We start from the raw sequence: 21918 nt of genomic DNA, 5'->3' as shown, positions 1-21918 counted from the left end.
ACACTTGCTTATCGCCTGATGATGAGAGTGCCATGGCCGGGCTGATTCCCCAAAGCTTCATCGACGACCTCCTCAACCGTACCGACATCGTCGATGTGGTGAGTTCGCGCGTGCAGCTGAAAAAGGCCGGCAAGAACCTCACCGCCTGCTGCCCGTTCCACAAGGAAAAAACCCCGTCCTTCAGCGTCAGCCCCGACAAGCAGTTCTATTACTGCTTCGGCTGCGGCGCGGGCGGCAACGCCCTTGGCTTCATCATGGACCACGACAACCTGGATTTTCCCCAGGCCGTCGAGGAGCTGGCCAAGGCTGCCGGCATGGAAATCCCTCGCGAGGAAGGTGGACGCGGGCAAAAGCCCCGGCAACCCACCGACTCGCCGCTGTACCCCCTGCTGGAAGCGGCTGCCGAATTTTATCGCCAGGCCCTGAAAAGCCACCCGACCCGTCGCTCGGCCGTGGAATACCTCAAGGGCCGTGGCCTGTCGGGAGAAATCGCTCGCGACTTCGGCCTCGGCTATGCCCCGCCCGGCTGGGACAACCTGTTCAAACACTTGAGCAGCGATACCCTGCAACAAAAGGCCATGATCGATGCCGGCCTGCTGATCGAGAACGCCGAGTCCGGTAAGCGCTACGATCGCTTCCGTGACCGGGTCATGTTTCCGATCCGCGACAGCCGCGGCCGGGTCATCGCCTTTGGCGGCCGGGTGCTCGGCGACGACAAGCCCAAGTACCTGAACTCCCCGGAAACCCCGGTGTTCCACAAAGGCCAGGAACTGTACGGGCTCTACGAGGCGCGCAAGTTCAACCGCAACCTCGATGAAATCATCGTTGTCGAAGGTTACATGGACGTCATTGCCCTGGCCCAGCAAGGCCTGCGCAATGCGGTGGCGACCCTGGGTACCGCCACCAGCGAAGAGCACCTCAAGCGCCTGTTCCGCGTGGTTCCCAGCGTATTGTTCTGCTTCGACGGCGACCAGGCTGGCCGCAATGCCGCCTGGCGCGCCCTGGAGGCCACCCTTTCGAGCCTGCAGGACGGCCGCAAAGCGCGCTTCCTGTTCCTGCCCGAAGGCGAGGACCCGGACACCCTGGTTCGCGCCGAAGGCACTGACGCGTTCCGCGCCCGCATCAACCAGCATGCCCAGCCTCTGGCCGACTACTTTTTCCAGCAGTTGACCGAAGAAGCTGACCCGCGCTCGCTTGAGGGCAAGGCGCATATGGCCACCCTGGCAGCACCGTTGATCGAAAAAGTGCCCGGTGCCAACCTTCGCGCGCTGATGCGCAATCGTCTCAAGGAAATCACCGGGCTCGACAACCAGCAGGTCGAGCAACTGAGCCATAGCGCCCCTGCCGAAGCGCCACCCAGCTACGATCCGGGCATCGATTACGACGCCATTCCCGACTACACCCCGGACTACGGCGACTTCCACCAACCCGAGTACGCACCACCGCAACAGCAGTGGACGCCGAACAAGGGCGGCAAGAAGAAATGGGAAGGCAAACCGTGGGACAAGAAGGGCAAGCCCTGGGAACGCAACGGTCAACGCCAGGATGCGCCGCCACGGGTGCCGACTTCGGTGGAACCCCCGACCTTGAGCGCTTTGCGCACCCTGCTGCACCATCCGCAGCTGGCCAAAAAAGTCGAAGATGCCGGCCATTTCGCGGCCGAAGAACACGTCTACGCCCAGCTGCTGGTGGCGCTGCTGGAAGCGTTGCAAAAGAATCCTGAGCTACGCTCACTACAGCTGATTGCACGCTGGCACGGCACTGAACAAGGTCGATTGCTGCGGGCATTGGCAGAAAAGGAATGGCTGATCGATGCCGACAACCTTGAACAACAGTTTTTCGACACTATAACTAGCTTGTCCGCTCGCCAACGCGAGCGAAGCCTGGAACATTTGCTCAGGAAAGCACGTCAAAGTGAACTGAGCGCAGAGGAAAAAAATCAGCTGCGCGACCTGTTAAGCCGGAATGTTCCCGCACAAACCCCGACCTCAACTGGCGCGTGAGGTCCTAGCTCGGGTATAATCCTCGGCTTGTTTTTTGCCCGCCAAGACCTTCAGTGGATAGGGTGTTATGTCCGGAAAAGCGCAACAGCAGTCTCGCATCAAAGAGTTGATCACCCGCGGTCGTGAGCAGGGCTACCTGACTTACGCGGAGGTCAACGACCACCTGCCAGAGGATATTTCAGATCCGGAGCAGGTGGAAGACATCATCCGCATGATCAACGACATGGGGATCAACGTATTCGAGAGTGCTCCGGATGCGGATGCCCTTTTGTTGGCCGAAGCCGATACCGACGAAGCCGCAGCTGAAGAAGCCGCCGCAGCGTTGGCGGCTGTGGAAACCGATATCGGTCGCACGACTGACCCAGTGCGCATGTACATGCGTGAAATGGGTACCGTCGAGCTGCTGACCCGCGAAGGCGAGATCGAAATCGCCAAGCGTATCGAAGAAGGTATTCGCGAAGTCATGGGCGCTATCGCTCACTTCCCGGGTACTGTCGAATACATTCTCAGCGAATACGACCGGGTAACCGCCGAAGGCGGCCGCCTGTCGGATGTTCTCAGTGGCTACATCGACCCGGACGACGGCATCGCCCCGCCGGCCGAAGTACCGCCGCCTGTCGATCCGAAAGCACCGGCCAAGGCCGAGGCTGACGACGAAGAAGACGAAGAGAAAGAAAGCAGTGACGATGAGGAAGAGGCCGAAAGCGGTCCCGATCCAGTCGTTGCCCAACAGCGCTTTGGTGCCGTCCAGGAACAACTGAACGCCACCCTCAAAGTGCTGAAAAAGAACGGCCGCCAGCACAAGGACAGCCTCAAGGCGATGCTTGAACTGGCAGAACTGTTCATGCCGATCAAGCTGGTGCCAAAGCAGTTCGAAGTACTGGTCGAACGCGTTCGTGGGGCCCTGGATCGTCTGCGTCAGCAAGAACGCGCCATCATGCAACTGTGTGTCCGTGACGCACGCATGCCACGCGCCGACTTCCTGCGCCTGTTCCCGAGCAACGAAGTCGACCAGACCTGGGCCAGCGATCTTTCCAAGCGCAGCACCAAGTGGGCTGCTGCACTGGGCGAGAAAAGCGACGCCATCGTCGCTTGCCAGCAAAAGTTGATCGACCTGCAGGACGAAACCGGCCTGACCATCGCCGAGATCAAGGACATCAACCGTCGCATGTCGATCGGTGAAGCCAAGGCTCGCCGGGCGAAGAAAGAGATGGTTGAGGCCAACCTGCGTCTGGTTATCTCGATCGCCAAGAAGTACACCAACCGCGGCCTGCAGTTCCTCGACCTGATTCAGGAAGGCAACATCGGCCTGATGAAGGCGGTGGACAAGTTCGAATACCGTCGTGGTTACAAGTTCTCGACCTATGCCACCTGGTGGATTCGCCAGGCGATCACCCGTTCGATCGCCGACCAGGCCCGCACCATCCGTATTCCGGTGCACATGATCGAGACGATCAACAAGCTCAACCGTATTTCCCGGCAGATGCTGCAGGAAATGGGTCGCGAACCGACCCCGGAAGAGCTGGGTGAGCGCATGGAAATGCCTGAGGACAAAATCCGCAAGGTATTGAAGATCGCCAAAGAGCCGATCTCCATGGAAACCCCGATCGGCGATGACGAAGATTCGCACCTGGGTGACTTCATCGAAGACTCGACCATGCAGTCGCCAATCGATGTCGCCACGGTCGAAAGCCTCAAGGAAGCGACCCGTGATGTGCTCTCCGGTCTGACCGCACGCGAGGCCAAAGTGCTGCGCATGCGTTTCGGTATCGACATGAACACCGATCACACCCTCGAAGAGGTCGGCAAACAGTTCGACGTGACCCGTGAACGGATCCGTCAGATTGAAGCCAAGGCGCTGCGCAAGCTGCGCCACCCGACGCGAAGCGAGCATTTGCGCTCCTTCCTCGACGAGTGATGACAAACCCCGGCCCAGGCCGGGGTTTTTCTTTTCTGCGATCACACACTTTAAGTCTTTCGCCACTACCCTGGCGCAGAAATGCCCGTCTACACTCGAAGCAGTTCATCTGTGTGACGAGGCCGTTATGCCCAAAATGCCGGCCCTCCTGTTGCTGTTCCAGATGCTCTGGAGCGCAACGGCCGGCGCCTTGACCCTGACCGACGAAGAACAAGCCTGGCTCAGCGCCCACCCGCAGCTGCGCCTGGGCGTCGACGCATCCTGGCCACCGTTTGAATACCGTGACCAGGACGGTCGCTACCAGGGATTGGCTGCCGATTACATTGCCCTTATCCAGGAGCGACTGGGCGTAGTGTTCAAACCGGTCGAGCCGTCCAGCTGGTCTGCCGTGCTTGAACAGGCACGGCAGAACCAGCTGGAGTTACTCCCTGGAGTCATGTCGACACCGGAGCGCCAGGGTTTCCTGGCCTTCACCCGCCCCTACCTGGATTTCCCGATCGTCATTCTGGCCCATGAGGGCGGAGCGCAACCGCGCACCCTGAAGGATCTCTACGGGCTGAAGATTGCCGTGGTGGAGAACTATGCGCCGCATGAATTGCTGCGCACCCATCACCCTGACCTGAACCTGGTGGCCCTGCCCAACGTCAGCTCGGCCCTGCAGGCACTGGCCACCGATGAAGTCGACGCTGTGGTCGGCGACCTCGCATCGAGCATCTGGAGCCTGCGCCAGCTCAAACTCGACGGTCTGTATGTCAGCGGTGAAACCAACTACCGCTACCAGCTGGCCATGGCGGTACCGCGGGAGCAAAAGATCCTGGTCGGCATTCTCGACAAAGTCATGGCCGACATGAGCACCAGCGAAATCGGCAAGATCCAGGAGCGCTGGGTCGGCAATGTCCTCGATCACCGGAAACTCTGGTACGACCTGTTGATCTATGGACTGCCCGGCATATTGCTGTTGGTGGCAATACTGGCGGCAATGATGCGGGTCAACCGGCGGCTGAGTTCGGAAATTTCCCGCCGCATCGCTCTGGAACAGGAACTGCGCAGCAGCGAATACCACTACCGCGGCCTGGTCGAAAGCCTCTCGGCAATAGCCTGGGAAGCCGATGCCAACGACTTCACCTACAGCTACGTCTCGCCGCACGCCGAAGACCTGCTCGGCTACCCGCTGGGTCATTGGCTGCGCCCGGGCTTCTGGCGCAGCATCATTCACCCCGATGACGCCCTTTGGGCCCAGGCCTACTGCGACAGCGAGACCGCTGCCGGGCGCGACCACAGCCTCGATTATCGGGTGATTTGCGCCGATGGCCGCAGCCTGTGGGTGCGCGATATCGTCAGCCTGATCGAGCACGGGCACAAGCCGGTGATGCGCGGCCTGATGATCGATATCAGCGAAACCAAGAATGCCGAGGATGCCCTGCGCCTGTCGGAGCAGAAATTCGCCTCGGTATTCCAGCAGTGCCCGGACATCCTGCTGATCGCCCGCCTCAGCGACGGCTGTTTGCTGGAGGTCAACGAGGCCTTCGAAGAGCAGATCGGCCTGAGCTCGGCAGAGGTCATTGGCCGCACCGCTACAGAGTTGAGCATCTGGGGAGTCGACGGGATCGGCCCAGGATTACTCCTGCGCCTGCAGTCAGGCAGCATTCGCAACCTGGAAACGCTGTTCCGGCGCAGCAACGGCCAGTTGTTCACCGGTTTGATCTCGGCGGAGACCTTTGAGCTCGACAACACGCCAGCCCTGGTCGTGGCCGTGCGCGATATCAGCCAGCTCAAGGAAACCCAGGAGCAACTGCAAACCTCCGAAGAGAAGTTCGCCAAGGCCTTCCACGCCTCGCCTGACGGTCTGCTGTTGTCACGCCAGAGTGATGGCTTGCTGCTTGAGGTCAACGAAGGTTTCTGCCGCCTGACCGGCTTCGACAGCCATACCTCGCTGGATCACACCTCGCTGGACCTGGGCATCTGGGTGGACCTTAACGAACGTCGGCGCCTGCTGGAGATGCTGAAAAAAGACGGCTTCGTCCGTGATTTCAGCTGCCATATCCGCCGCAGCGACGGCCAGATACGCCTGTGCGAGCTGTCTGCCCGGCCATTGCCGATAGCCGGTGTCGACTGCATGCTGACCATCGCCCGCGACATCACCGAACGCCACCTGATGCAGGAAAAGCTGCAACTGGCCGCCACCGTATTTGAAAATACCGCCGAAGGTGTGTTGATCACTGACACCGAACAGCGCATCAGCGCCGTCAACCGGGCGTTCAGCGAAATCACCGGTTACAGCGAATTCGAAGCTTTGGGGCAAACACCGCGCTTGCTCGCCTCGGGCCAGCACGACAGCGCTTTTTATGCCGCCATGTGGCACCAGTTGACCGCCGAAGGGCACTGGCAAGGCGAAATCCATAACCGGCGCAAAAATGGCGAGCTGTATCCCAGCTGGCTGACCATCAGTGCCGTGCGCAACAGCGAACGGGCCATCACCCACTTTGTCGCGGTGTTCGCCGATATTTCCAGCCTCAAACATGCCCAGGCGAAACTCGACTACCAGGCTCACCATGATCCACTCACTGGCTTGCCCAACCGCACGCTGTTCGAAAACCGCCTGCAAGCGGCCCTCACCTGTGCCCAGAGCTCCAAACGTCAGGGGGCCGTGCTGTTTCTCGACCTCGACCGTTTCAAGCACATCAACGACAGCCTTGGCCATCCGGTCGGCGACCTGCTGCTCAAAGGCATCGCCCAACGCCTGAAAGAACAGGTGCGCGATATCGATACAGTGGCGCGTTTGGGCGGTGATGAGTTCATCATCCTGTTGCCCGGCCTGCATCAGCCCAGCGACGCCAGTCATATCGCCAACAAACTGCTGGCCTGCTTCAGCGCGCCGTTCCAGGCCGGCGAACACGAGTTCTTCACCAGCGCGAGCATTGGCACCAGCCTGTACCCGCAGGACGGCACCGACGTCGCCTCATTGATCCGCAATGCCGACGCGGCGATGTACCGTTCCAAGGCCAAAGGCCGCAACCGGGTCGAATGCTACACCCGCGACCTCACGGCCCAGGCCAGCGAGCGCATTGCCCTGGAGCACGAGTTGCGCCGGGCCATAGAACGCAACGAGCTGAGCCTGAGCTACCAGCCCAAATTCAGCCTGAAAACCCAGAGTCTGGTGGGCGCCGAAGCCCTGATTCGCTGGACCCACCCACTGTTTGGCGACGTGCCTCCAGAACATTTCATCGGCCTGGCCGAAGAGAACGGCATGATTCTGCAACTGGGCGACTGGGTGCTGGAACAGGCCTGTCGGCAAATGCAGATCTGGAAGAAACGCTACCAGGCCTTCGGTCCGCTGTCGGTCAACCTGGCCGGCGCCCAACTGCGTCAAACCAGTTTGATCAAACGCATAGAACAGCTGCTCAAGACTCACCAGCTCAAAGCCGGTGACCTGCAACTGGAAATTACCGAGAACTTCATCATGAGCCAGGCCGAAGAAGCCCTGGCCATTCTGCACCAGCTCAAGCACCTGGGAGTGCAGCTGGCGATCGACGACTTTGGCACCGGCTACTCGTCACTGAGCTACCTCAAGCGCCTGCCGCTGGACATCCTCAAGATCGACCAATCGTTCATTCGTGGCCTGCCGGATGATCCCCACGATGCCGCCATCGCCCGAGCGATCATTGCCCTGGGGCGCAGCATGCAATTGACCATCATTGCCGAAGGTGTCGAGAACCAGGCCCAACAGCAATTTCTCGCCGCTGAAGGCTGCGAGCAGATCCAGGGCTACATCGTCAGCCTGCCGTTACCTGCGGAGGAATTCGCCGCGTCATTCCTTCGTATAGCAGTTTCGGATCTTTCGGATGGCACTGCCTGGAAACCCTCGTTATAATTCGCGACCACTGGGGCCTATAGCTCAGTTGGTTAGAGCAGAGGACTCATAATCCTTTGGTCCACGGTTCAAGTCCGTGTGGGCCCACCAAAACAGAAAGCCGCGCATTGCGCGGCTTTCGTCGTTTCAGGGAATCATCAACTCAGCAGACCAGGGGTTTCGACTCCAGGCCCGCTACAGTTATTCACTTCTGATTGATCGTCGTTACGTGCCGGGTAAAGCAAGTGCTGTTATCAGGCACATCCTTGTTGATAAAGGCCATTGCCCCGATGGTTACATTGTCGCCTATACGTAGGTTGTCACCGATTATGCAAACATTGGCCCCGACTACTACGTTGTCGCCGATGTGGATCAAACCTTTCTGGCCAGCGGTTTTCACACCGATAGTGGTGTTCTGGCGAATGGACAGGTTTTTGCCTATCCGTGCCGCATCCGCAATCACTATCCCTACACGGTGAGAGAAGCTCAGGCCAGGACCGATTTCCGCCGCCAGCATGATATCGATGCCGTGGGTGCGAACTAAACTTGCGTGGATTCGACGGGCAATCTTGGGGTAATTGAGCACCCCTTTCCGGCGTCGATGAAGATGCTGCGCCAGCCTGAACCAGAACAGATAATGCTCTTGTTCTTTTAGACGAATGCGCCGAAATATCCGCTTGAACTTCAATTTCTTTTCTTCACCGCCCATCACTTCGATGCGCCAGAATCTCTTCAGATTCTCCCAATCCATGTATTCCACTTGCGATCTTCTCCCGGATGAATCCGAATCCATCCGCCTGGACAGTTTCTCTATAGATGGTGCAATTGTATCGAATTCGAGATAGCGCCGACACATTCGGCGGGACGGACGGAAATCGCTGCAGGAGAAGCTAGCCAGCCGGAGCAACCGGGTAAGACAGTCTGTGTTCACGTTAGACAGTGAGCCGATTACTCGGCACAATCAGCTCAAGCAATGAGCCGAATAAGCGCTCTAATCGGCTCACACATGAGCAAGCCCAATGAATCTTCCCGTCTGGATCTGGCAGCATCCCAACTGGCCATACTTCAACTGGCAAGCCGAACCGCTTATACCGTTGCTGCGCGCCTGCACCCAGGCTCAGGGGCGTTTGCTCGGCATGCTCGGTGCTGTCGGCAGTGACACTGAAGCACAAAGCAGCCTGGATGCCCTGCTTCAGAACATCGTCACCTCATCCGCCATTGAGGGCGAGCAACTGAATGTTGGCTCGGTGCGTTCTTCCTTGGCCCGGCGCTTGGGGTTGAGCGAGGAAGACCGCACCACTGCACGCTCTGAAGGCCTGGCGCAATTGCTGCTCGATGCCACCCGCGTACATCAGCACCCGCTGGATCTAAAGCGCCTGTATAGCTGGCACTGCTGGCTGTTCCCCGACGACGAAAACCTGTCAGCGCGTCCACTGCACATCGGCACACTACGCGGCGAAGAGCCTATGCAGGTTGTCTCCGGCCGACTCGACCGCCCCACCGTGCACTTCGAAGCTCCACCACGCGCCGGATTGGAACAGCAGCTGAGCGACTTCCTCGACTGGTTCGAAAGCAGTCGCAGCGATACCCGTCTCGACCCATTGCTGCGCGCTGGGATTGCCCATTTCTGGTTTGTGACCCTACACCCCTTCGATGACGGCAACGGCCGCCTGACTCGCGCCCTCACCGACTTGGCGCTGGCCCAAGGCGAACAGCAGAGCATTCGTTTTTATGCCATGTCAGCGAGCATCCTCGACGACCGCGCCGGCTATTACCACGTCCTCGAAGCCAGCCAGAAAGGGACGCTGGATATCACCGCCTGGCTGCAGTGGTTCCTCGCAACACTACTCAAAAGCCTGGAGCAAGCCCTTACCCGCATTGGGCGCGTGCTGAACAAAGCGCGCTTCTGGCAAGTGCACCGCAATCACGTCTTATTGGCTGAACAGATAAAGGTGCTCAATCGCTTGCTCGATGGCGGCGAACGCGGTTTTGAGAACGGTATCAGCGCAGCCCAATACCAGGCCGTCGCAAAAGTTTCCAAAGCCACCGCAACCCGTCATCTGGGTGACCTTCTTGAGAAAGGTTGCATAACCCGCCTACCGGGTGGCGGACGCAGCACCCGTTATCAGGTTAACCACGCAGGCGATTAGCAATCAGATCAGGAAAACTTATAAAATAAGAGGTCTTCACCCAGCCATCCCCCAATCATCGATGCAAGTTAAGGATTTCTAAAATGGACGCTTCCACAGCACAGTTGATTTCTGACGTGCCATTCAGCGTCAGCCATTTCGATGATTGCCGCAATGCAGGGTCAGGCTCGGTTTTCGTGATCGCCTCGGGCAGTTCGGCAAAGGACTTTCCTTTTCAGGAATTCTCCGACATCCCGATGATCACGATGAACGGCGCGATCTCCATGTTCCTCGATACGCCGATCAAGCCATTTTTTTATGTCTGCACGGACAAGGACTTTTCCAACCAGCAACCCGAGCTGTTTGCCGAAGCCATGCGCCGCAGTGAACGGGTTGCGCTCTGGGAGGACCACTACAAGTCCGCCGGTGTTGCCGCCAGCGGCGAGCTGTATTTTCTGCGCAAAGCCCGCAAGGCGAAGTTTTCCGACCTGCTGCGAAAAGACCCTGAGCTCATCCGCAATCGCCCCTTCCCGGGCAGTCGCCGGAAACCCCTGGGGTTCAGCAAGAACCTGCACCGCGGCTTCTTTGATGCTCGCACGGTGGCTTACGTAGCGCTGCAGATTGCCTACCATGCGGGTTTCAACAAGGTCTTCATGGTTGGAGTGGACTTGAACCAGAATGCTGGCAGGTTCTACGAAAACCGACATTCCAAGCTGTCACCTTGCGGCCTGGACCAACACTTCGATTCGCGCATCCTGCCGTCCTTCGAGCTGCTGGCCGAGTCGGTGGTCGACAAGGATTTCGCCGTCTACAACCTGTCGCCCACCTCCCGACTGCCGCGCACAGTGATTCCTTACAAAACCCTCGATGAAGTGCAGGCACTGGTACGCACCTGAGCAAGCGCGGCTTGCTCGCCAGCGTGCGGTATGGATAGGCTAATACATTCAGTTCATGCGCCGTGCTACGCGGCGCACACCCGAGAGTCTCCATGTCCGACAGCCGTCCCGTTGCCCTCGACGAAATCGACCGCCAACTGATTTCGCTACTGCAGATCAATGCCCGCGAAAGCGTCGCCATGCTGGCCCGGCAACTGGGCATCGCACGCACCACGGTGACCTCGCGCCTGGCGCGGCTGGAAAAGACCAAGGTCATCAGCGGCTATGGCGTACGCCTGGGTCAGCGCCTGATCGACGGCGGCTTGCAGGCCTATGTCGGGATTAAAGTGCAACCACGCTCGGGCAAGGACGTGGTGCGCCGCCTGAGTGCCATGGGACAAGTCCAGCAGTTGTGCGCGGTCAGTGGCGAGTTCGACTACGTGGCCTGGCTGCGCAGTGATTCGCCGGAGCAGCTGGACCAGTTGCTCGACCAGATCGGCAGTGTCGATGGTGTGGAAAAGACCACTACCTCGATCATCCTCAGCAGCAAGGTTGATCGCGGGTAAGCAGGCCCGACGATATGACGAAATAACCATGCAAACTGACAAGCAACATCACAGATAGACGACACTCTGCATCTTAATTACGTAACTCCCACCCTCTAAACTGACCGCCAGCGTTTTCCTATACTCAAGCTCCGCATCCTGCGCAGCCCTGGCAAGGTCATCTATGAACAAGAACAATCGCCACCCCGCCGACGGCAAGAAACCTGTCACCATCTTCGGCCCGGATTTTCCGTTCGCCTTTGACGACTGGATCGAGCACCCCGCAGGCCTGGGCAGTATCCCGGCCGAGCGCCATGGTGAAGAAGTGGCGATTGTCGGTGCCGGTATCGCCGGCCTGGTGGCGGCCTACGAGCTGATGAAGCTGGGCCTCAAACCGGTGGTCTACGAAGCGTCGAAGATGGGTGGCCGCCTGCGCTCGCAGACCTTCGAAGGTACCGACGGGATCATCGCCGAGCTTGGCGGTATGCGTTTCCCGGTATCGTCCACAGCGTTCTATCACTATGTGGACAAGCTGGGCCTTGAGACCAAGCCCTTTCCCAACCCGCTGACGCCGGCCTCAGGCAGTACGGTCATCGACCTGGAAGGTCAGACCCACTACGCCGAAAAACTTTCCGACCTGCCGAAACTGTTCCAGGAGGTTGCCGATGCCTGGGCCGACGCGCTGGAAGATGGTGCCCGTTTCGGCGACATCCAGCAGGCGATCCGCGACCGTGATGTTCCACGCCTCAAGGAGCTTTGGAACACCCTCGTGCCGCTGTGGGACGACCGCACCTTCTACGACTTCGTCGCTACTTCCAAGGCCTTCGCCAAGCTCAGCTTCCTGCACCGGGAAGTGTTCGGCCAGGTCGGCTTCGGCACCGGCGGCTGGGACTCGGACTTCCCCAACTCGATGCTGGAAATCTTCCGCGTGGTGATGACCAACTGCGACGATCACCAACACCTGGTGGTCGGCGGCGTTGAGCAGGTGCCGCTGGGCATCTGGCGCCATGTTCCCGAGCGTTGCGCGCACTGGCCGCAAGGCACCAGCCTCAGCTCGCTGCACCGTGGCGCGCCGCGTCCGGGGGTCAAGAGCATCGCCCGCGATGCCGACGGACGCCTGGCGGTGACCGACACCTGGGGCGACACCCGCCACTACGCCGCCGTGCTCACCACCTGCCAGAGCTGGCTGCTGACCACCCAGATCGAATGTGAAGAGTCGCTGTTCTCGCAGAAGATGTGGATGGCTCTGGACCGCACCCGCTACATGCAGTCGTCGAAAACCTTTGTCATGGTCGACCGGCCATTCTGGAAAGACAAAGACCCGGAGACCGGCCGCGACCTGATGAGCATGACCCTGACCGACCGCCTGACCCGTGGCACTTACCTGTTCGACAACGGTGACGACAAGCCGGGGGTCATCTGCCTGTCCTACTCGTGGATGAGCGACGCCCTGAAGATGCTCCCGCACCCGGTGGAAAAGCGCGTGAAACTGGCCCTCGACGCGCTGAAGAAGATCTACCCGAAAGTCGATATCGCTGGCCACATCATTGGCGACCCGATCACCGTGTCCTGGGAAGCCGACCCGCATTTCCTCGGAGCGTTCAAGGGCGCCTTGCCTGGCCATTACCGTTACAACCAGCGCATGTACGCGCACTTCATGCAGCAGGACATGCCCGCCGAACAGCGCGGTATCTTCATTGCCGGTGACGACGTGTCGTGGACCCCGGCCTGGGTCGAGGGCGCGGTGCAAACCTCGCTCAATGCGGTGTGGGGTATCATGAATCACTTCGGTGGGCATACCCATCCGGATAACCCAGGCCCGGGCGATGTATTCAACGAGATCGGACCGATCGCCCTCGCCGACTGACGGGAGTAACGCCATGCGCATTGCGCTGTATCAAGGTGCTCCGCAGCCACTGGACGTACCCGGCAATCTCGAGCGCCTGCACCAGCAGGCGCAACTGGCCGCAGCCCGGGGTGCAGAGTTGCTGGTGTGTCCGGAGATGTTCCTGACCGGCTACAACATCGGCAGTGAAGCCGTGGCGCGCCTGGCCGAGGCCGAAGACGGGCCTTCGGCCATGGCCGTGGTGGAGATCGCCCAGAGCAATCGTATCGCCATTGCCTACGGCTATCCGGAGCTATCAGAGGATGGCCGGATCTACAACGCCGTGCAGTTGATCGACGCCCATGGCAGCAGCCTGTGCAACTACCGCAAGACCCACCTGTTCGGCGGTCTGGACCGGGCGATGTTCAGCCCGGGCCCCGATCATTTCCCGGTGGTGGAATTGAACGGATGGCGGCTGGGCTTGCTGATCTGCTACGACATCGAGTTTCCGGAAAATGCCCGACGCCTGGCCCTGGCCGGTGCCGAGCTGATTCTGGTGCCGACGGCGAACATGGTGCCTTACGACTTCATTGCCCAAGTCACCGTGCGCGCCCGCGCCTACGAAAACCAGTGCTACCTGGTCTACGCCAACTACTGCGGCAGCGAAGACGAGATCCACTACTGCGGACAAAGCAGCATTGTCGGCCCGGACGGCAGCATCCTGGCCATGGCAGGCCGCGAAAGCACCCTGCTGCAGGCAGACCTGGAACTGCAACGGGTCCACGAAGGACGCGCCAGCACGCCCTACCTGCACGACCTGCGCCCTGAGCTGTATGGCGATCCGCGCGATCGCGGATAATCCGCTAGCATGACGGTTCGCGCTGCAACGGAACCGTCATGCCCAGCACTGTGCAACACCTCATCCTCGACAATGGCCTGCAGGTCATCCTGCGGCATACCCCGCAGCTGAAGCGCTGCGCCGCTGCCGTGCGGGTCATGGCCGGCAGTCATGACGCACCGCGCGCCTATGCAGGGCTCGCACACTTTATCGAGCACCTGTTGTTTCTCGGCACTGAGCGCTTCCCCCTGGGCGACGGCCTGATGCGCTATATGCAGCGTCATGGCGGCCAGGTCAACGCCAGTACCCGCGAGCGCACCACCGACTACTTTTTCGAAGTCCCGCAAGCGGCGTTTGCCGGCGGCCTCGAGCGTTTGTGCGACATGCTCGCCCGCCCGGTTTTCGATCAACAACGCCAGTTGCGCGAACGTGAAGTGATCCATGCCGAATTCATCGCCTGGTCGCGCAATCCCCAGGCCCAGGCGCAGTTTGCCCTGCTACAGAGGGTTTCCGGCCAGCATCCCCTGAGTGGTTTCCAGGCCGGCAACCGCTACAGCCTGCCCGTGCACAGCCGCGACTTTCAGACTGCGTTGCAGGCTTATCACCAGCGTTACTACCAGGCAGGACAGATGATCCTGAGCCTGAGCGGCCCGCAAAGCCTTGAGCAACTGGAAGCGCTGGCCCGTGGCGCTGCCAGCCACCTGGCCAGCGGTGTTCGGATCGGGCAGGCGCAACCACCCACGCTTGTCGACGAAAGGCTTGAGCCGCAACTGAGCGCTCAGCAACTGGACCTGTTGTATGCCGTGGAGCAACAACCGACGGGCATGGAACAGGCCATCGAGTTTCTCAGCACCTGGCTGACTGATGCCCGGGCAGGTGGGCTGCTGGCGGCACTTCGCCATCGAGGGTTGCAAGCGCTTGAGTGTTCGCCGTTGTACGGCTTTGCCGGTCAGGCACTGCTGCACATCCGCCTGAAACTCAACGACGCAGCCATAGGTGAGCAGGCACAGGCGCTTGTACAGAGCTGGTTGAGGTTCTTCCGCGAGGTGGACCGCTCGGTGCTGTACCAGGAATACGCAAGCTTGCAACAGTGCCACGCCCTGGCGGCGACAGCCTTGGACCTGGCCTGTCGTGACAGTGCTGCCCGGCCTTATGAAGCGCTGAGCGAGCAAGCCCGGCACGCCTTGGACAGCTTGCTCGACAGCCTGCTGCAAGGCGATTCACCGACATGCACTGAGAGCTGGCATTTACCTGCCCCGGAACCCTTGCTCAACGTGCATTACGCCGATCACCCAGCCGTCCCGGCTCCCACAGGGCTGTATTTGAGTCCGCTACTACCGCCTGAACGCCGGCATGGGGTCGTCTATCTACGCTGGCAGCTGACTGCGGCCACACGCGCCCCGCTCTGGCAGGTCCTGGACCGGGCTTTGCAGCCCCTGCGAGAACGTGCGGCAAGGGCTGGGGTGACACTGCAGTTCGAAGCCTGTGGCCCGTTCTGGCAGATACGCTGCGCCGGTGTACCTGAAACGGTGGTCGCCGTAACCCAAGAGGCGCTGGAGGCACTCCAACGTCCCGGTGCGGCCAGCTGGACTGCAAAGCCTGCGAGTGAAGCCGACGCCATGCCGATTCGCGTCCTGCTCCGCCAGCTCCCCGAACAGCTCATTGGTGCAGACGAAGCACCTTTGCCCGTTTGTACCCTCGAGCAAAGCGACCTGCAGGCTGTGTGGCAACACGCCCGATGGCAGGCCATGGCCACAGGATTCGGCGAAAGACCGCAACATGCCCTCAACCGCGTGCTGCAGAGTGTTCCCGGGCATCCTGGCGCGCATCACCCGATCGTTGTGGAGCCTGTTCGCCGCTGGCAATGCCTGCCACCGCTGGCCAGCGAGCAGGCCTTGCTGCTGTTCTGCCCCGTGGCGATCACTGAAGAAGCCCGTACCCGTTTGCTGGCACAGCACATTCAAGGGCCGTTCTATCAACGCCTGCGTGTCGAACTGCAACTGGGTTACGCCGTATTCAGCGCCTTCCGTCAGATTCAGGGCGTCAGCGGCCTGCTGTTCGGCGTGCAGTCGCCGAGTGCCAGCCATGCGCAGACCCTTGCCCATATCGATGATTTCCTCACGTCCCTGCCGACTACACTTACTGCTAGCCCCGACGTGCGCCAGGCCCTTGCCGAACAAATGAACGAAGCCGCAATGAGTAACGCCGACGTCGCCGAATGGGCCTGGCAGGCACAGCTGGCGGGCCGCAGCCAGACGACGCTGGACGATCTCCAGATAGAGATTCTCGCCATTGATGACGCACAGCTGCGGCAGAGCGCCGAGGATATTTTGCACGCCAAACGAGGCTGGCTGATCCTGGCCAATGGCCCCGCAGCCGAAGACGGCAACTGGGTTACCGGGTGATTCTTACCGAATATGTAACGGCATTTATCGTAGATTTAACCATTCAGTACGTAGTTTTTAGTAAGATAGCGCAATCTCGGCGAGTGGAACCGCTCGTCATCCGAGCGGACTAAACCAGTAACCGCCCAACCCAGACCATTCCGGAAGGAGTCATTCCATGTGGACCAAACCTGCTTACACTGATCTGCGTATCGGCTTTGAAGTGACCATGTACTTCGCAAGCCGCTGAGTTCGCTTGCGTTACAACGCCTCGGTCAGCCGGGGCGTTTTTATTTCAAGACGCGGCAGGAGTGGCCATGTACATCCAGATTCTAGGTTCCGCCGCCGGTGGCGGATTCCCGCAGTGGAACTGCAACTGCGAGAACTGCAAAGGCTTTCGCGACGGTACCTTGCGCGCAGCAGCGCGTACCCAGTCGTCGATTGCCCTGTCTGACGACGGTGTGCACTGGGTGCTGTGCAACGCCTCACCGGATATCAGCGCACAACTGCAAGCGTTCGCGCCCATGCAGCCAGCACGCGCCCTGCGCGACACCGGGATCAGTGCGATTGTCCTGCTCGACAGCCAGATCGATCACACCACCGGCCTGCTGAGTCTGCGTGAAGGCTGCCCGCATCAGGTCTGGTGCACCGACATGGTCCACCAGGACCTGAGCACCGGCTTCCCGCTGTTCACCATGCTCAGCCACTGGAACGGCGGCCTGCAGTGGAACCGCATTGAACTGGAAGGCAGCTTTGTCATCGACGCCTGCCCGAACCTGCGCTTCACCCCCTTCCCGTTGCGCAGCGCCGCCCCGCCCTACTCGCCACACCGCTTCGACCCGCACCCGGGCGATAACCTCGGGCTGATGGTCGAAGACCTGCGCACTGGCGGCAAACTGTTCTATGCCCCGGGCCTGGGCCAGGTCGATGCCAAGCTGCTGCAGATGATGCATGAAGCCGACTGCCTGCTGGTCGACGGCACCTTGTGGGAGGATGATGAAATGCAACGCCGTGGTGTCGGCACGCGCACCGGCCGGGAAATGGGTCACCTGGCGCAGAATGGCCCCGGTGGCATGCTTGAAGTGCTGGAAGGCTTCCCTGAGCAACGCAAGGTGCTTATCCACATCAACAACACCAACCCGATTCTCGATGAAGACTCGGCCGAACGCGCCGAACTCAATCGCCGTGGCGTCGAAGTCGCCTTCGACGGCATGAGCATCAGCCTCTAGCAGGAGCCGACATGAGCGACGCCAAAGCGCTGTCCCCCGCCGAATTCGAACAGGCCCTGCGCGCCAAGGGTGCCTACTACCACATCCATCACCCCTACCATGTGGCGATGTATGAAGGCCGCGCCAGCCGCGAGCAGATCCAGGGCTGGGTTGCCAACCGCTTCTACTATCAGGTCAACATCCCGCTCAAAGACGCCGCGATCCTCGCCAACTGCCCGGACCGCGAAATCCGCCGCGAGTGGATTCAGCGCCTGCTCGACCATGACGGCGCACCGGGTGAAGACGGCGGTATCGAAGCCTGGCTGCGCCTGGGTCAGGCGGTCGGCCTCGACCCCGACCAGCTTCGCTCTCAGGAGCTGGTGCTGCCGGGTGTACGCTTTGCCGTCGACGCCTACGTCAACTTCGCCCGCCGTGCCAGCTGGCAGGAAGCGGCCAGCAGTTCGTTGACCGAACTGTTCGCCCCGCAGATCCACCAGTCGCGCCTGGACAGCTGGCCGCAGCATTACCCGTGGATCGACCCGGCCGGCTACGAATACTTCCGCACCCGCCTGGGCCAGGCCCGCCGCGATGTCGAGCACGGGCTGGCGATCACCCTGCAGCACTACACTACAGTAGAGGGCCAGCAGCGCATGCTGGAGATCCTGCAGTTCAAGCTGGATATCCTCTGGAGCATGCTCGATGCCATGAGCATGGCTTATGAACTGAACCGTCCGCCTTATCACAGTGTCACCAGCGAAAGGGTCTGGCACAAAGGAATCGCCTTATGAGTTTTGATCGCGCGCAAACCCCGAAATGGCGTCCGGGTTATCGTTTCCAGTACGAGCCAGCGCAGAAGGGCCACGTGCTGCTCTACCCCGAGGGCATGATCAAGCTCAACGAAAGCGCGGCCCTTATCGGTGGACTGATCGATGGCCAGCGTGATGTCGCCGCGATCATTGCCGAGCTGGACCAGCAGTTCCCCGGTGTCGCCGAGCTCGCTGACGACATCGAGCAATTCATGGAGGTCGCCCGTGCCGAACACTGGATCGTCCTTGAGTGAAGTACCGGCAAAACCCGAGGTCGGCCTGCCGCTGTGGCTGCTCGCCGAGCTGACCTACCGCTGCCCGCTGCAATGCCCGTACTGCTCCAACCCGCTGGACTTTGCCGCCCAGGGCCAGGAGCTGAGCACCGAACAGTGGTTCAAGGTGATGGCCGAGGCGCGGGAAATGGGCGCGGCGCAGCTAGGCTTTTCCGGCGGTGAGCCGCTGGTGCGCCAGGACCTCGCCGAGTTGATCGGCGAAGGCCGGCGCCTGGGGTACTACACCAACCTGATCACCTCCGGCATCGGCCTGACCGAAGCAAAAATCGCCGCCTTCAAAGCGGCCGGCCTTGACCACATCCAGATCAGCTTTCAAGCCAGCGACGAGCAGGTCAACAACCTGCTGGCGGGCTCGAAAAAAGCCTTCGCGCAAAAGCTCGAAATGGCCCGGGCGGTCAAAGCCCACGGCTATCCGATGGTGCTGAACTTCGTCACCCATCGGCACAACATCGACAAGATCGACCGCATCATCGAGCTGTGCATCGCCCTGGAAGCCGACTTCGTTGAACTGGCCACCTGTCAGTTCTATGGCTGGGCCCAGCTGAACCGTGTCGGCCTGTTGCCAACCCGTGCACAGCTGGAACGCGCCGAACGCATCACCAATGAGTACCGGGAGCGGCTCAAGGCTGCCGGTAACCCGTGCAAACTGATTTTCGTCACGCCCGACTACTACGAAGAGCGTCCCAAAGGCTGCATGAACGGCTGGGGTAGTGTGTTCCTCACGGTGACCCCGGACGGCACCGCGTTGCCATGCCATGGCGCCCGCCAGTTACCGGTGCAGTTCCCCAACGTGCGCGAGCACAGCATGCAGCACATCTGGTACGACTCATTCGGCTTCAACCGCTTTCGCGGTTATGACTGGATGCCCGAGCCGTGCCGCTCCTGCGACGAGAAGGAAAAGGACTTCGGCGGCTGCCGCTGCCAGGCCTTCATGCTCACTGGCGACGCCAGCAACGCCGACCCGGTGTGCGCCAAATCAGCGGACCACGGCATCATCCTCAAGGCCCGCGAAGAAGCCGAGAGTGCCCAGTTGAACATCGAACAGTTGACCTTCCGTAATGAGCGAAATTCCCGTGTCATTGCCCGCGGCTGAGCGTTTCAGTGCCGAACAGGCGGTGGCCGCCGGCACCGACTTCGCTGAGTTGCGGGTGGGTCCGCAGGGCTTGTTCTGGAACGAGTTTCGCCCACGCGACGGTGCCTGCCGGATCTGGCACTGGCGTCATGGCCAGGCCCATTGCCTGACCCCGGACGGCTTCAGCGTACGCAGCCGGGTCTACGAGTACGGCGGTGGCAGCTTCTGCCTGAGTGATGACGGCCTGGTGTTCGTCAACGAATCTGACCAGCAGATCTATACCCAGGAACTACAGGCTGGTGTGCCCCAAGCGTTAACACAGGGCGAACGCCGATACGGCGATCTGCGCTGGGCCGCAGGCCAGGTCCTGGCCGTGGAGGAAACCCATGCCGCAGATCAGGTCGAACACCGCCTGGTGGCCATCGCTGCGCAGCAGCGAGAGGTACTCGCCGAAGGTGCGGATTTCTATGCCGCGCCAACCCTGAGTGCCGATGGCTCACGCCTGGCATGGATCGAGTGGAGCCGCCCCGAACAGCCCTGGACCGCTACCCGCCTGCTGTGTCGCGAGCGTATGAATGACGGGCGCTGGGGTGAACCCCGCTGTATAGCCGGCGACCAGGGCCCGGCGCAATCGCTGCAGCAACCACGTTTCGATGGCCGTGGCCGCCTGTACTGCCTTTCTGACCGCAACGGTTTCTGGCAACCCTGGGGGGAAACGGCCGAGGGCTGGAGTGCGCTGCCTGCGGCAAACGCCGATCACGCTGCAGCCCCTTGGCAACTGGGTGCCTGTACCTGGCTGCCGCTGGGCGAACATCACTACCTGGCCACCTGGCTTGAGGACGGTTTCAGTCGTCTCGCTCTGTGTCATGCCGATGGCTCGCAGCAACCGGTGCAAACCGCCTACAGCCGTTTACGCTGCCTGGACCTGGATCAGGATCATCTCTACGCCATCGCTGCGTCGCCCACCAGTCCACCGGCAGTCATTGCCATCGACCGTAAAGATCATCGCGTGCAGGTCCTGGCCGGTGGCGCGGCGCCCCTGCCTGCCGAACGCATCAGTCGCCCGCAATCATTGTGCTACCCCAGCGGCGATGGCATTGCCCACGGTTTCTTCTACCCGGCCATGAACGGCGCCAAACGGCCGCCCTTGATCGTCTTCATCCATGGCGGCCCGACTTCGGCGTGCTACCCGGCGCTCGACCCGCGTATCCAGTACTGGACCCAGCGCGGCTTCGCCGTGGCTGACCTCAACTACCGCGGCAGCAGCGGCTACGGCCGGGTGTATCGCCAGGCCCTGCACCTGCGCTGGGGTGAAATCGATGTCGAGGATGCCTGCGCGGTGGTCGAGCATCTAGCCGATCGCAAGCTGATCGACCCGACCCAGGCCTTTATCCGCGGCGGCAGTGCCGGCGGCTATACCACCCTCTGCGCCCTGGCCTTTCATGATGTCTTCCGCGCGGGCGCCAGTCTTTATGGCGTCAGCGATCCTCAGGCGCTGGCCCGGGCCACGCACAAGTTCGAAGGTGACTACCTGGACTGGCTGATCGGTGACCCGCAAAAAGATGCCGAGCGCTACCGGCAGCGGACGCCGTTGCTGCATGCCGGGAACATCAAGGTTCCGGTGATTTTCTTCCAGGGTGAGCTGGATGCCGTGGTGGTGCCTGAACAGACCCGCTCGATGCTGGCGGCACTCAAGGCCAACGGCATCCGTGCCGAAGGGCATTTCTACCCGTCGGAACGTCATGGGTTTCGCACAGCGGCCAATCTGGCTCATGCGCTGGAAGAAGAATGGCGTTTTTATCGCCGGGTGCTGGAAGGTCTTTAGATCGCTATCGCGGGGCAAGCCCGCTCCCACAGCGACGGTATACCCCTGTGGGAGCGGGCTTGCCCCGCGATGACTCAGCGCTTGGCGATGATGTACACCGCATGCACGATGCCCGGAATGTAGCCCAGCAAGGTCAGCAGAATATTGAGCCAGAAGGCGCCGCCGAAGCCAACCTGCAGGAACACGCCAAGCGGCGGCAGGAGTATGGCGATGATGATGCGGATAAAGTCCATGGCGCAGCTTCCTTCAGTGATGTACTAGAACTGACTGTAGCGCCGTGCCAGGGTTCAACCGGTAAACCACAGATAAAAAAACGCCCCAGGCCAAAAACTACAGGCCCGGGGCGA

17 protein-coding genes and 1 tRNA gene are annotated in these 21918 nt (G+C 60.8%); 16 read left to right on the top strand and 2 right to left on the bottom strand.

Annotation, left to right across the window (positions count from 1 at the left end; genetic code table 11):
• The first annotated feature begins 32 nt into the window (after positions 1–32).
• From dnaG to ACVI9W_RS14615, 4 genes are all read left to right on the top strand, one after another.
• Positions 33–2003, top strand: a complete 1971-nt coding sequence (dnaG, locus tag ACVI9W_RS14630; RefSeq protein ID WP_461530376.1) for a DNA primase — start codon at positions 33–35, stop codon at positions 2001–2003.
• A 67-nt stretch (positions 2004–2070) separates the two neighbouring features.
• Positions 2071–3921 carry an RNA polymerase sigma factor RpoD gene (gene rpoD, locus ACVI9W_RS14625; protein WP_038606008.1) on the top strand — a complete coding sequence of 617 codons (1851 nt, stop codon included), beginning with the start codon at positions 2071–2073 and terminating at the stop codon, positions 3919–3921.
• A 127-nt stretch (positions 3922–4048) separates the two neighbouring features.
• Positions 4049–7792, top strand: coding sequence for an EAL domain-containing protein (locus ACVI9W_RS14620; RefSeq protein ID WP_461530375.1), 3744 nt, complete (start codon positions 4049–4051; stop codon positions 7790–7792).
• Between the two features lie 13 nt (positions 7793–7805).
• Positions 7806–7882 (top strand) — tRNA-Ile (locus ACVI9W_RS14615).
• Between the two features lie 94 nt (positions 7883–7976).
• On the opposite strand, the gene ACVI9W_RS14610 is transcribed toward ACVI9W_RS14615, so the two are convergent.
• The gene (locus ACVI9W_RS14610; RefSeq protein ID WP_038606003.1) at positions 7977–8522 is read right to left on the bottom strand and encodes a serine acetyltransferase; all 546 of its coding nucleotides are present in this window, start codon (positions 8520–8522) and stop codon (positions 7977–7979) included.
• Positions 8523–8790: 268 nt separating this feature from the next.
• On the opposite strand from ACVI9W_RS14610, the gene ACVI9W_RS14605 reads away from it, so the two are divergent.
• The 12 genes from ACVI9W_RS14605 (at position 8791) to ACVI9W_RS14550 (ending at position 21571) form a co-directional block, all read left to right on the top strand.
• The gene (locus ACVI9W_RS14605; RefSeq protein ID WP_461530374.1) at positions 8791–9921 is read left to right on the top strand and encodes a Fic family protein; all 1131 of its coding nucleotides are present in this window, start codon (positions 8791–8793) and stop codon (positions 9919–9921) included.
• Positions 9922–10004: 83 nt separating this feature from the next.
• Complete coding sequence (locus tag ACVI9W_RS14600; RefSeq protein ID WP_461530373.1) at positions 10005–10796, top strand: lipopolysaccharide biosynthesis protein; 792 nt, start codon at positions 10005–10007, stop codon at positions 10794–10796.
• Between the two features lie 92 nt (positions 10797–10888).
• Positions 10889–11341 carry an Lrp/AsnC family transcriptional regulator gene (locus ACVI9W_RS14595; RefSeq protein WP_422415335.1) on the top strand — a complete coding sequence of 151 codons (453 nt, stop codon included), beginning with the start codon at positions 10889–10891 and terminating at the stop codon, positions 11339–11341.
• Positions 11342–11504: 163 nt separating this feature from the next.
• Positions 11505–13187: a flavin monoamine oxidase family protein gene (locus ACVI9W_RS14590; RefSeq protein ID WP_461530372.1), complete on the top strand. Its 1683-nt coding sequence runs from the start codon at positions 11505–11507 to the stop codon at positions 13185–13187.
• 13 nt (positions 13188–13200) lie between these two features.
• Positions 13201–14004, top strand: a complete 804-nt coding sequence (locus tag ACVI9W_RS14585; protein WP_461530371.1) for a carbon-nitrogen hydrolase family protein — start codon at positions 13201–13203, stop codon at positions 14002–14004.
• 38 nt (positions 14005–14042) lie between these two features.
• On the top strand, positions 14043–16388 hold the full coding sequence (gene pqqF, locus ACVI9W_RS14580; RefSeq protein WP_461530370.1) for a pyrroloquinoline quinone biosynthesis protein PqqF: 2346 nt from the start codon (positions 14043–14045) through the stop codon (positions 16386–16388).
• 157 nt (positions 16389–16545) lie between these two features.
• A complete protein-coding gene (gene pqqA / locus ACVI9W_RS14575) occupies positions 16546–16617 on the top strand; it encodes a pyrroloquinoline quinone precursor peptide PqqA (RefSeq protein ID WP_008365141.1) in 72 nt (23 codons plus the stop codon).
• A 67-nt stretch (positions 16618–16684) separates the two neighbouring features.
• Positions 16685–17596: a pyrroloquinoline quinone biosynthesis protein PqqB gene (gene pqqB, locus ACVI9W_RS14570; RefSeq protein ID WP_461530369.1), complete on the top strand. Its 912-nt coding sequence runs from the start codon at positions 16685–16687 to the stop codon at positions 17594–17596.
• An 11-nt stretch (positions 17597–17607) separates the two neighbouring features.
• Positions 17608–18363, top strand: coding sequence for a pyrroloquinoline-quinone synthase PqqC (pqqC, locus tag ACVI9W_RS14565; RefSeq protein ID WP_038605986.1), 756 nt, complete (start codon positions 17608–17610; stop codon positions 18361–18363).
• Positions 18360–18635 carry a pyrroloquinoline quinone biosynthesis peptide chaperone PqqD gene (pqqD, locus tag ACVI9W_RS14560; RefSeq protein ID WP_038605984.1) on the top strand — a complete coding sequence of 92 codons (276 nt, stop codon included), beginning with the start codon at positions 18360–18362 and terminating at the stop codon, positions 18633–18635. The genes pqqC and pqqD overlap by 4 nt, the downstream gene beginning before the upstream one ends.
• Positions 18607–19767, top strand: a complete 1161-nt coding sequence (gene pqqE, locus ACVI9W_RS14555; RefSeq protein ID WP_422415327.1) for a pyrroloquinoline quinone biosynthesis protein PqqE — start codon at positions 18607–18609, stop codon at positions 19765–19767. Before pqqD ends, pqqE begins: the two co-directional genes overlap by 29 nt.
• Positions 19733–21571 (top strand): S9 family peptidase, encoded by a 1839-nt coding sequence (locus tag ACVI9W_RS14550; protein WP_461530368.1) that lies wholly within the window; start codon positions 19733–19735, stop codon positions 21569–21571. The genes pqqE and ACVI9W_RS14550 overlap by 35 nt, the downstream gene beginning before the upstream one ends.
• Positions 21572–21645: 74 nt before the next feature.
• On the opposite strand, the gene ACVI9W_RS14545 is transcribed toward ACVI9W_RS14550, so the two are convergent.
• Positions 21646–21804 (bottom strand): YqaE/Pmp3 family membrane protein, encoded by a 159-nt coding sequence (locus ACVI9W_RS14545; RefSeq protein ID WP_003177654.1) that lies wholly within the window; start codon positions 21802–21804, stop codon positions 21646–21648.
• Positions 21805–21918 lie beyond the last annotated feature (114 nt).

The sequence above is a fragment of the Pseudomonas sp. 210_17 TE3656 genome (genome assembly GCF_054821965.1).
This window is presented reverse-complemented; position numbering and strand designations above follow the sequence as displayed.